Annotated in this window: 10 protein-coding genes, 2 tRNA genes and 2 pseudogenes; 6 read left to right on the forward strand and 8 right to left on the reverse strand. The window is 64.7% G+C overall.

The features are described 5' to 3' along the window. Positions 1–20: 20 nt before the first annotated feature. Positions 21–485: a cytochrome b gene (locus DSD19_RS15750; protein ID WP_165828154.1), complete on the forward strand. Its 465-nt coding sequence runs from the start codon at positions 21–23 to the stop codon at positions 483–485. Here the strand turns inward: DSD19_RS15750 and DSD19_RS15755 are convergent. Further along, a complete protein-coding gene (locus tag DSD19_RS15755; RefSeq protein WP_113670296.1) occupies positions 469–1,254 on the reverse strand; it encodes an alpha/beta fold hydrolase in 786 nt (261 codons plus the stop codon). The two genes, DSD19_RS15750 and DSD19_RS15755, sit on opposite strands and share 17 nt — an antisense overlap. Before the next feature lie 234 nt (positions 1,255–1,488). Here DSD19_RS15755 and DSD19_RS22420 point away from each other — a divergent pair. Then, positions 1,489–1,605: pseudogene (locus DSD19_RS22420) on the forward strand (transposase); the annotation flags it as partial. 119 nt (positions 1,606–1,724) lie between these two features. Beyond that, positions 1,725–1,931 (forward strand): hypothetical protein, encoded by a 207-nt coding sequence (locus DSD19_RS15765; protein ID WP_113670284.1) that lies wholly within the window; start codon positions 1,725–1,727, stop codon positions 1,929–1,931. A gap of 489 nt (positions 1,932–2,420) precedes the next feature. Here DSD19_RS15765 and DSD19_RS15770 read toward each other — a convergent pair whose 3' ends face one another. Continuing rightward, positions 2,421–3,395, reverse strand: a complete 975-nt coding sequence (locus DSD19_RS15770) for an ATP-binding protein (RefSeq protein ID WP_113670285.1) — start codon at positions 3,393–3,395, stop codon at positions 2,421–2,423. A gap of 283 nt (positions 3,396–3,678) precedes the next feature. On the opposite strand from DSD19_RS15770, the gene DSD19_RS15775 reads away from it, so the two are divergent. Further along, positions 3,679–5,019, forward strand: a complete 1,341-nt coding sequence (locus tag DSD19_RS15775) for a hypothetical protein (protein WP_113670286.1) — start codon at positions 3,679–3,681, stop codon at positions 5,017–5,019. 151 nt (positions 5,020–5,170) lie between these two features. Here DSD19_RS15775 and DSD19_RS15780 read toward each other — a convergent pair. Both DSD19_RS15780 and DSD19_RS15785 read right to left on the reverse strand, forming a co-directional pair. Next, positions 5,171–5,247 (reverse strand) — tRNA-Arg (locus tag DSD19_RS15780). A 677-nt stretch (positions 5,248–5,924) separates the two neighbouring features. After that, a tRNA-Ile gene (locus DSD19_RS15785) sits at positions 5,925–5,997 on the reverse strand. A gap of 489 nt (positions 5,998–6,486) precedes the next feature. On the opposite strand from DSD19_RS15785, the gene mce reads away from it, so the two are divergent. Beyond that, positions 6,487–6,891 (forward strand): methylmalonyl-CoA epimerase, encoded by a 405-nt coding sequence (gene mce / locus DSD19_RS15790; protein ID WP_075785302.1) that lies wholly within the window; start codon positions 6,487–6,489, stop codon positions 6,889–6,891. 44 nt (positions 6,892–6,935) lie between these two features. Here mce and plsY read toward each other — a convergent pair whose 3' ends face one another. Genes plsY through DSD19_RS15810 form a run of 4 tightly spaced genes read right to left on the reverse strand, consistent with a single transcriptional unit; the run spans position 6,936 to position 10,221 of the window. Then, entirely contained in the window at positions 6,936–7,547 is a 612-nt protein-coding gene (gene plsY / locus DSD19_RS15795; RefSeq protein ID WP_113670287.1) for a glycerol-3-phosphate 1-O-acyltransferase PlsY, read from the reverse strand. 4 nt (positions 7,548–7,551) lie between these two features. Beyond that, the gene (pyrC, locus tag DSD19_RS15800; RefSeq protein WP_113670288.1) at positions 7,552–8,826 is read right to left on the reverse strand and encodes a dihydroorotase; all 1,275 of its coding nucleotides are present in this window, start codon (positions 8,824–8,826) and stop codon (positions 7,552–7,554) included. Further along, on the reverse strand, positions 8,823–9,269 hold the full coding sequence (locus DSD19_RS15805) for a hypothetical protein (RefSeq protein ID WP_113670289.1): 447 nt from the start codon (positions 9,267–9,269) through the stop codon (positions 8,823–8,825). Before DSD19_RS15805 ends, pyrC begins: the two co-directional genes overlap by 4 nt. Beyond that, a complete protein-coding gene (locus tag DSD19_RS15810; protein WP_075785306.1) occupies positions 9,262–10,221 on the reverse strand; it encodes an aspartate carbamoyltransferase catalytic subunit in 960 nt (319 codons plus the stop codon). The genes DSD19_RS15805 and DSD19_RS15810 overlap by 8 nt, the downstream gene beginning before the upstream one ends. Positions 10,222–10,331: 110 nt before the next feature. On the opposite strand from DSD19_RS15810, the pseudogene DSD19_RS15815 reads away from it, so the two are divergent. Then, positions 10,332–10,519: pseudogene (locus DSD19_RS15815) on the forward strand (uracil-DNA glycosylase); the annotation flags it as partial.

Below are 10,519 nucleotides of genomic sequence, written 5' to 3' on the forward strand. Positions count from 1 at the left end.
CGGTCAAGGGCTATTCAAGGATGCAAATCCGCCTGCATTGGGCGGTGTTCGGGCTGGTCGTGGTGCAGTTCCTGTTCGGGAACGGCATGGGCCATGCCTTCGGGCAATACATGGACACGGGCGAGAAGGGTTTCAGCCTTCTGGTGGGGCTGCATATCCTGATCGGGCTGTCGATCCTGGTGCTGGCCTTCTGGCGGCTGGGGCTGCGCTTCCTGCACGGGGTGCCTGCGCCCGATCCGGCCCATTCGCCCGCGCAGGTCCTGCTGGCACGGGTGATCCATGGCGGGCTTTACGTGCTGATGGTGGCGCTGCCCGTCTCGGGTATGCTGGCCTGGTCGCTGGGCTCGGGCCTGGCCGCGGGGCTGCATGCCGGGTTTCGCGTGATCCTGGTGCTGCTGATCCTGCTGCACGTGGCGGCCGCCCTGATGGGGCAATACATCAAGAAGGACGGCACCCTGACCCGGATGCTCAAGGCCGAGGGCTAGGCGCCAGGTCGAGGAAGGCGCGCACCGCCGCCTCGAACTCTCTCGGTTTCTCGGCGTGGAGCCAATGCCCCGCGCCGGGGATCTTCGCAAAGCGCGCGGCCGGGAACAGCGCCTTGATACGGTCGCGATGTTCGGGGCGGATATAGGTCGAGTTCGCCCCGGCCAGAACCAGCGTCGGGCCGTCGAACTGCCCGTCGATGGCCTCGGGCCAGCCCATGATCCGGGGCATCTCGGCCTCCAGCGTGTCGAGGTTCAGCCGCCAGCGATGCGGGTCGGCCCGCAGATCCAGCGATTGCAGCAGGAAGGCCCGGGTCGAGGCGTCTTCGATCGAGGCGGCCAGCGCCCGGTCGGCGTCGCCGCGCCGCTCGATGGCGGACAGGTCGAGCCCGCGCATCGCATGGATCAGCCCGACCTGGGTATGGTCATAGGCCACCGGCGCGATGTCGGCCACGATCAGCCGGTCGACCAGCCCGGGGCGGGTCAGCGCCAGTGCCATCGCCGCCTTGCCGCCCATCGAATGACCCAGAACGTCGGCGCGTCCGCCCTCGGCCTCGATCACCTCGGCCAGATCGGCGGCCAGGTCCGGATAGCTGTGGGTCGAGGTCCATGGGCTGTCGCCATGGCTGCGCATGTCGACCGCGATCACCCGACGGCTGTCGGACAGGCGCCGCGCGATGGCGCCCCAGTTCCGGGCAGACCCGAAGAGGCCATGGACGATCAGAAGGGGCGCGGCGGCTGTGGCATCGCCGTGAACATGTGTCGCGAGCATGGCGCAGAGATAGCGGCGCCGCGCGCCCGGAGCCAGTGCCTTCCGCAACGCGGGGGCCGATCCCGGGGCCGGTTGCGGGCGGGGACCCTGTGCTCTGACCGATCTCGGACCCCGGGATCGCGTCGGCAAGCTCCGGGCCGATCGCGCAAGCAGGTAGAGGATCAAGGTTTCGCCTGCGGCGTCTGCGCTGCGGTGCGGTCGACGCGGCCGCCGTGGCTGCGTCCCTGCCGCACGACACACGGGATCAGCAGGGCGACGTTCTATACGTGGCGGAAGTAGTTCGGCGGGATGGAAGCATCTGACGCCAAGCGGCTGCGGGAGTTCGAGGCCGAGGACGCCAAGCTCAAGCGGAGTGAGCCATTGTCCGCCATTGGTCCGAGGACAATGGCGGGCGTCTCTACCAACAGCGGGCCATCCGCAGGGTCGGAGAGGCCATCGAGCGGGATGCCCAACGTAAAGCTCTTCTGGTAATGGCCACCGGCAACGGGATCAAAGTCGAAGGCGGTGACCGGCTTGGCAAGACGATCATCTTCGCCAAGAACAGCAAGCATGCCCGGTTCATCGTCGACCGCTTCAATGAGGTTTATCCGCACTACAAGGGGCAGTTCGCCCAACTGATCGACTACAGTGTGAGTTACGACACCAACGGTTCTGTCGGCCGAAACCGGTGCGCATAGGAACACGATCCGGGCCGTTCTCCAGAACGAGGGGGTCCAGCCGTTCCGACCGAACGGCTTGGATGCCGGGCCGGTCTATCTTCGGAAGGCTGTTGAGCCGGTTGTGGCACTCTTGAAAACTCAGGGAGAAAAATGACTGCTAGCCACGGGTTATGCTGAAACACCGTTCTATCTCAGTTTGCTAGAAGAAACCTTCAACATGGCGCCCCAAGCCTCTTGACAGGGGGTGTGCATGAAAAATGCCAAAACGTGCAAGCTTATGGTGCATTGGCAGCAAAGCGATGCCAATGCACCATAAGTTTGCACACCCAAATGATTCGTGTTCGATGCGCTTGGTAAATTCATCATATATTTCAGAGTGTTGAGAATCACATCATAGTGCTCCAAGGCATAAGCATGCACAGTTGACACATAAGCATGCACGGCTGCGGCCAAAAAAAGGGCCCGCAATGCGAGCCCTGAAACGTCCATATCGATATTGTCCAGCCGCTATTCGTCCAGCATCATCTCCATGAGTTTGTCGCCGTCGATCATGTCGCGATAGTCGGGCGCGGTGAAGGGGCACAAGCCCTGAGGCAGGCGAGAGTTCTGGGCATAGGCCTTGGAGAAAGTGTCGATCGTGGCGGTCTTCCGGCCTTGAAGTCTGCACAAGCCGAAGGCGCGGATCAGCAACTCGATGACAAGGCCCCATCGTGATGCGCAGGCAAAATCCAGGCGCTGCAGAAAATCGACATCAACGAGGTCGTCGACATCGATATCGACGCGTTCGGCATAGGTATAGACAAGCTTGTTCAGCTCGATCATGTCCGGATCCCGGGTCGGATCAGCGAACCTGCCCAGGTGGATCTCATCGAAATGGATGTGGGAGAGGAGATGGGCGATCTGCTCTTCAGAGTTCACATGGCTGGCCAGAAGCGGGACGCCTGACAGGATGAGCATCAATGGCCAATCCGGTTCTTTCATCAGCGCCTTGAACCGGTCGAGGAGCTTTGCATTGGACTTTTCGCCAGAAGTAAAAGCGTGTTGGCATTCGTCGTAGTAGAGGCCGATGACGCCCTGTTCGCGGCATTGGTGGCGAACCAGGTTCCAGAATTCACCCTGGGTGCGGCGAGAACTCGCGGGGTAACCGAGAGCTTCGAGCGTCTTGTGACCCAGATCCTTCCAGCTGATCGACCCATCCAGCTTGCAGTAGATGAACTTACCCGGCTTCCCATTGGGCATCGCGGTCATGCTGGCATTGAATTCCTCGACGAGCCGGACGGTCTCGGAAGTCTTGCCGACCCGGGACTCCCCAGTCACCAGCATGCCGCGCACTTCGAAATGCCCGCCGATGGAGGCTTTGACGTAGTAGTCGTGCAGGCAGTTTTCAAAAGCTTCGCGGAGCTTTGCCGCGCGCGGGAAGGTATAGTGGCCGCGCTGCAGAGCAACCGATGCGTTGACGCGGTTCTGGTCGATGAAACCCATGGGTATCCTTGAATTGCTAGACGTCGTTGAGATGGCGGTGGTTACAAGAGCTCGCCCTTCTGGGCGGGGCGGCCGAGCCGGACAGGGGTTTCCGAACGCGGATTCTCCGCCTTGGGCTTCGATTTTCTGGCTGGTATTGCTGGCGTAGAGGTCGGCTCCACAGGCTCGTGGTCGATGAGAACTGCATCGCCCAGCGGTAGGATCCCAGGGCCCGAGGTTGCGCTGGCCAGGGTGCCGGGGGCGACCGTATCAAGCGGCACATGCGTCTGGATCAGCCGCGAGGATGCAAACAGGACCTACCGACTATGACCTTTGGCTTGATAAGCGTCTATCGCAGGGTATCGCTGCGGACGACACATGGCTGGCGTCACAGTCGGTGTTTCCGGCAATCACACTCTGTGAGTTCATCGGTGCCGCCTTGCTGCGCAAACAGGGCAAGGCCCCGGACGATCGGCGCGCCAAGGCCACGGGCTTTGCCTATGTCTCGCAAGGCCCTGATCGGGTCCGTGCGGCTCTGGACATTCTTATGCGATCGGAGGACGGAGGCCACATCGTAACGCAGGGAGAGTTGGGTCCGCTCCTCCGACACCTTAGGGGCAGCTATCTTGATGACGATACCTTTGCGGGCTTTCGCAGCATCCTTCGTGACTATTTTCTGGAAATATGGCCGTTGGCGCCAGGGGATGACCTTCTCGGGCAGGCCGTGACAGAGCGGCGCCTCCACTCCCTTACGTCAGCATCCAAGGAAACCGGCATCGGCCCGGCTGTGCTGGATGATTTCCTGACAGAAGCGGGCGCGTTTGCGCCCGGTGACAAGCGTGCCGATGCCCGCAAGACCTTTGATGCGAAGGCCTGGCAGCACATTCTTGATGAAATCCCGACATTGGTCGGCCCGATTGCGCTGCGACGCGCAATCGGCGCAACCCTAGCCGAATTGAACGGGTTGAAGGCAGACGGTGTCCTCGTCCCGAGGACCAACGTCGCAACGATCAAATCACCTTGGCGAATTGCGGATGGCCACGCTCTTCTCGAGGAGTTGGAGGCCTATGCGCAGCCGGTTGCCCCAGAGGAGCCTGGGTGGGAGACGATCCAACGCGTTCACAAGCGGCTGGACTTTCCTGTTGGCGGGATCATTTCGGCCATTCGGACGGGAGCCTTGCACCTCGGTAAGCGTCCTGATGTGTTCGGCTACCACGGGCTTGTGGTGGAAATCACTGAAGTTGCTGCGTTCAAGGCGAAGGTCGCGCCGAAGCGCAAGTCGTCGACCAACCAGGGAGAGATGACAGCAGCGGCCTTCGCCCGGTCGGCGGGTATTCGGGGGAAAGGTCAATTCCTGGCTCTGATCGAAGGTGGTTACACGCCTGCAATGTTGGTTTTGAATTCTACGACCCGGCGTCGGGAATGGCGTATGAGCCAAGACCACATCGCCGCGTTTGAGGCGGGCTATACGACACCAACGATTCTGTCGGCCGAAACCGGTGCGCATTTGAACACGATCCGGGCCGTTCTCCAGAACGAGGGGGTCCAGCTGTTCCGACCGAACGGCTTGGATGTCGGGCCGGTCTATCTTCGGAAGGCTGTTGAGCCGGTTGTGGCACTCTTGAAAACTCAGGGAGAAAAATGACTGCTCGCCACGGGTTATGCCGAAACACCGTTCTATCTCAGTGTGCTAGGCGAAATCTTCAACATGGCACCCCAAGCCTCTTGACAAGGGGTGTGCATGAGAGACGCCAAATCCTGCAAGCTTATGGTGCATTGGTAAATTGCGATGCAATTGGCGGCCCCTGAAGGACTCGAACCCTCGGCCGTCCGCTTAGAAGGCGGATGCTCTATCCAACTGAGCTAAGGGGCCACGGTTCGACGTTTAAACGTCGCCGTCGGTTTGGACAAGCCGCCAAACCTCTGGCCGGGTCTCCGTTCTTGCCTTGGCCGCGTCCCTCCTCGTACGCTCGCAGTCGAAGAAAACGTCGTCTCCTGGCTGGCGATGGACACCACCGCAACGGCGGCAAGGCTTGTCTTTCGCGACATAGAAACGCTCGCCCGTCGCCCATGCCTTCGCGCGCCCTGCATCGGGCGCGGGAACGCCTAGGTCGCTGCGCTGGTACGCGTGGCAAACCCCTATGGAAGACACGCCGGTCAGTTCCCCGATCTCACGGCACTCGACGCTCTGCCGCAGGTGCTTCTCGGTGCGGTAAAGATCCCGCGCGCGTTACAAGGCGGCGGGATAGTCCTTCAGGTCGACAAGAGTCTTTCGGCGGCTGTAAGTCATGGATGAGTCTCGTCCGGCTCGTCCAGCAAGGCGCCGGCACACACCCCCAATGAAACGGTCGATTTTTCTACTACGGTTATTGTCGGGTTCCTCGCGCCTCGCTCATACGCGCTTGCATCCCTGGCCGGAAGCAACGCAAGGCCCCTGTCAAATACGATAAGCGCCGAAGCCCGGTCCCCGGGGACGTCGGCACCAATGCCGGGAGATCAACTTCGCTCCGCAAGCCTTTGCTTAAATATCAGTTATCGAAACCTCTCCCCTAGGGGATGAGGGACTTGAACCCCCAACCAAGGCGTTATGAGCGCCCTGCTCTGACCATTGAGCTAATCCCCCCAGGAGCGGTCGTCCGGTACAGCAATTTAGCTGTGACGCCAAGAGTGTTCGACCATTCGATCCGACTTTCCGGCCAATTCGGTCTACCGGCGCGTCGGACGACCAGGACACTTGCCGACCTACCGGCCTCGGCACCTGTTCTTAACTGGGTGGATCATCCAAACCGTCCGCGCCCCCCTGCGAACAAGGGCTCGCCCCCCGACGACGGCGTTACGACCGCCCTGCCTTGGCCGGTGAGCCACAGGTCCGAACCCGCGGGGGCTTCGGCCTCCCGGAGAGAGGGGGCAAGACGAAACCGCGTTGCCGACGGTTTCAGGCCGCGGATCGAGGCCGGCGCGCGCGGCCGTGACGTCGTCTTCCCGTGCAGCCCGGCACGGCCGGGGATGGCGGACGCTGCGGCCCTGCCAATGGCTCGCGCCGTCCGCAGGGGCTTGCGCCGCGCTGCGGCAGGGCGGATAAACCGGCCGCACATCATCAGGAGGACAAAGGATGATCGGCCGTCTCAATCATGTCGCCATCGCCGTGCCCGATCTCGAGGCCGCCTCGGCGCAATATGCCGATACCCTGGGGGCCAAGGTCGGAACGCCGCAGGACGAGCCCGATCACGGCGTGACCGTGGTCTTCATCGAACTGCCCAACACCAAGATCGAACTGCTTTACCCGCTGGGCGAGGCGAGCCCGATCCAGGGCTTCCTCGACAAGAATCCCTCGGGCGGCATCCATCATATCTGCTACGAGGTCGAGGATATCCTTGCCGCCCGCGACCGGCTGAAGGCGCAGGGCGCGCGGGTTCTGGGCTCGGGCGAGCCGAAGATCGGCGCCCATGGCAAGCCCGTGCTGTTCCTGCATCCCAAGGACTTCAACGGCACGCTGATCGAGCTGGAACAGGTCTGAGCCCAAAGTCCGAACCCGGAAAGGCCTGCGCCTCGGCGCGGGCCTCAGCCGGTCTTGCGGCCGATCTTCGGTTCGGTCCCGGTCAGAAGGCGGCGAATATTGGCATGATGGCGGATGAAGATCAGGACCGCCAGCACCGCCGTCAACAAGACGACCTCGGCGCGGTTCAGTACGATGGCCCAGACCGGCGTAAGCGCCGCCGCGGCCAGTGCCGAGAGCGAGGAATAGCGCAGCGCCGCCGCGACTGCGGCCCAGGTGGCGCAGGCGGCGATCCCCACGGGCCAGGCCAGCGCCAGGATCGTGCCGAGGAAGGTCGCGACCCCCTTGCCGCCCTTGAAGCCCAGATAGACCGGGAAGAGGTGGCCAAGAAACGCCGCGCCGCCCGCGATCTGGGCCGCGTCCTCGCCCGCCAGCGCCCGCGCGATCAGCACCGCGATCCCGCCCTTGCCCGCATCCAGCACCAGCGTCAGGAAGGCGGCCAGCTTGTTGCCGGTCCGCAGCACGTTGGTCGCGCCGATATTGCCCGACCCGATCTTGCGCAGATCCCCCAGCCCGAAAAGCCGGGCCATGACGAGGCCGAAGGGCACCGCCCCCAGCAGGTAGCCGCCGACCCCGAACAGCGCCAGCAGAAGAACGGAAGTGTCGAGCATCGGCATCGGGTCAGTCTCCGTCGTAGACGCGGGTCCCGGCGACCCAGGTGCCCAGCACGCGGCCCTGCATCCGGGCGCCGTCGAAGGGCGTGTTCTTCGATTTCGATTTCAGCGCGAAGCGGTCCAGCACGAAGGGCGCGTCGGGATCGAACAGCACCAGATCGGCCGGGGCGCCCCTGGCGAGCCGTCCGGTCGACAGGCCGAGCCGCCGCGACGGGTTCAGCGCCAGCGCGCGCCACAGCTGGGGCAGGGAGATCGCGCCCGCATGCACCAGCCGCATCGCGGCCGGCAGGAGGGTCTCCAGCCCGACCGCGCCCGAGGCGGCCTCTTCATAGGGCAGGCGCTTCGATTCCTCGTCCTGCGGCGTGTGCATCGACGAGATCACGTCGATCAGTCCCGAGGCCACGGCCTCGACCAGCGCCAGCCGGTCGGTTTCGGCCCGAAGCGGCGGCTTGACCTTGAAGAAGGTGCGGTAATCGCCGACGTCGAATTCGTTCAGCGTCAGGTGATGGATCGAGACGCCCGCGGTCACGTCGCGGCCATTGGCCTTGGCGCGGTCCAGCGCGGGCAGGGCGCGGGCGGTGGTGATCTGGTCGGCATGGTAGCGCACGCCGGTCAGCTCGACCAACGCCATGTCGCGGTCGAAGCCCATCCGCTCGGCGAGCGCGGGCACCGAGGGCAGGCCGCGCAGCGAGGCGAACTTGCCCGAGGTCGCGGCGGCGCCGCCCGACAGCCCGGGGTCCTGCGGATGCGCCATCACCAGCGCGCCCAGCGACCGGGCATAGGTCATCGCCCGGCTCAGCACCTTGGTGTCGGTCACCACATGATCGCCATCGGTGAAGGCCACGGCGCCTGCATCCAGCAGAAAGCCGATCTCGACCATCTCGCGGCCCTCGCGGCCCTTGGTCAGGGCGGCCATCGGCTTGATCCGGACCGGGCTCGCCTCGCGCGCGCGGCGGGTGACGAATTCCAGCACCTCGGGCGTGTCGATGGCGGGCAGGGTGTCGGGCCGGGTGACCATGGTGGTGACGCCGCCCGCGGCGGCGGCAAGCCCCGCGCTGCGGAAGCTTTCCTTGTGGCGCTCGCCCGGCTCGCAGATCTTCACCCCGATATCGACGATGCCGGGGGCAAGACAGGCGCCCTTGCAGTCGATCACCCGGTCGCAATCGGGCGGCGCGTCACGCCCCTGATCGAGGATCGTGCCGCCGCCCGTCAGCATCCAGCCGGGGGCGTCGGTGCCGGCCTCGGGGTCGATCAGGCGGGCGTTGGAAAAGACGGTTCTCATGCCTCGGCCCCTCCGGGGGCGGTTCTTGCCGCGTCGATCCGGGCCTTCACCCCGGCCGGATCGGCGAGGAACTTGATCAGATGCTTGTCGCCGCCCAGCGTGATCACCTGCGTCGCCGCGCCGATCACCCGGACCTTCGCGATGCTGGACAGACGCACGCGCCGCCCGCCCGGGCCCAGCAGGGCGCGGTCGGTCAGGGTCCAGCTTGCGCCCATCTCGTCGCCCATCAGGAAGGCGCCGCGCACCCCGATGGCCAGCACCGCCGCCACGATCCCGGCCCAGGGGTAGGGGTTGCCGGTCAGCGCCAGCAGACCCGTCGCACCGATCCCGGCAAGGACCGCGATCACCACATGGGCCTTGATATAAGCGGCACGGTCGCCCTGAAAGCGCAGCCGGACGGTCTCGCCCTCTTCCAGCGGCGTCTCGGCCTTGGGATCAAACATAGGTGCCCTCCCCGGCGGCGCGGGCCGCGCGCAGGTTGCGTGCCAGCAGATCCATGCAGGCCATCCGGACCGCGACCCCCATCTCGACCTGGTCCTGAATGACAGACCGGTTGATGTCGTCGGCCAGCGTCCCGTCGATCTCGACGCCCCGGTTCATCGGCCCCGGATGCATCACGATGGCGTCGTCCTTGGCATAGGCCAGCTTTTCGGCATCGAGCCCGAAGCGGTGGTAATATTCGCGCTCCGAGGGGATGAAGCCGCCATCCATCCGCTCTTTCTGCAGCCTCAGCATCATCACCACATCGGCGCCCTCGAGGCCCTCTTTCATGTCGTCATAGACCTCGACCCCCATATCGGCGGCCCCGGACGGGATCAGCGTCGGCGGCCCGATCAGCCGCACCCGGTTTTCCATCTTGCCCAGCAACAGGATGTTCGAGCGCGCCACCCGGCTATGGGCGATGTCGCCGCAGATCGCGACCGTCAGCCGCTGCAGCCGGCCCTTGGCGCGGCGGATCGTCAGCCCGTCCAGCAGCGCCTGGGTCGGGTGTTCGTGCCGCCCGTCGCCCGCGTTCAGCACCGCGCAATTGACCTTTTGCGCCAGCAGGTCGACCGCGCCCGAATGCGGGTGGCGCACCACCAGCAGATCGGGATGCATGGCGTTCAGCGTCAGCGCCGTGTCGATCAGGGTCTCGCCCTTTTTGATCGAACTGGCCTGCATCGCCATGTTCATCACATCGGCGCCAAGCCGCTTGCCCGCGATCTCGAAACTCGACTGGGTCCGGGTCGAGGCTTCGAAGAACATGTTGATCTGGGTCAGCCCCGCCAGCACATCGGCGTGCTTGGTCGCGCCGCGGCTGAGGTCGACATAGGTTTCGGCCAGATCGAGGATGATGCGAACATCCCAGGGGCTGAGATGTTCGATGCCAAGCAGGTGACGCGCGCGAAATTCCATGGGGCCTCCGACCTGAGTGGCCCGCTTATAGAAACGGGGGGCCGCGCGGGCAAGGGAGGCATTGCCGAAGCCCCCTGCGGCGGCATAGCCTAGGCGCCATGGAACCCGCATTGACCCCGCAGGACGCTCTGGCGCTTCTGGCCTGGCAGGTGGAACTCGGCGCGACCGAGGCCATCGGCGAGAGCCCGGTGAACCGCTATGACGAGGTCCGGCCCGCCCAGGCGCCCAGGCCCGTGGCGGCCGCCGTCGCGCCCGCGGCCCGGCCCGCGGCGGTCGACCCGGTGGCGCTGGCGCGCGC

The sequence above is a fragment of the Rhodovulum sp. BSW8 genome (assembly GCF_003314725.1).
GTDB classification, from domain to species: domain Bacteria; phylum Pseudomonadota; class Alphaproteobacteria; order Rhodobacterales; family Rhodobacteraceae; genus Rhodovulum; species Rhodovulum visakhapatnamense.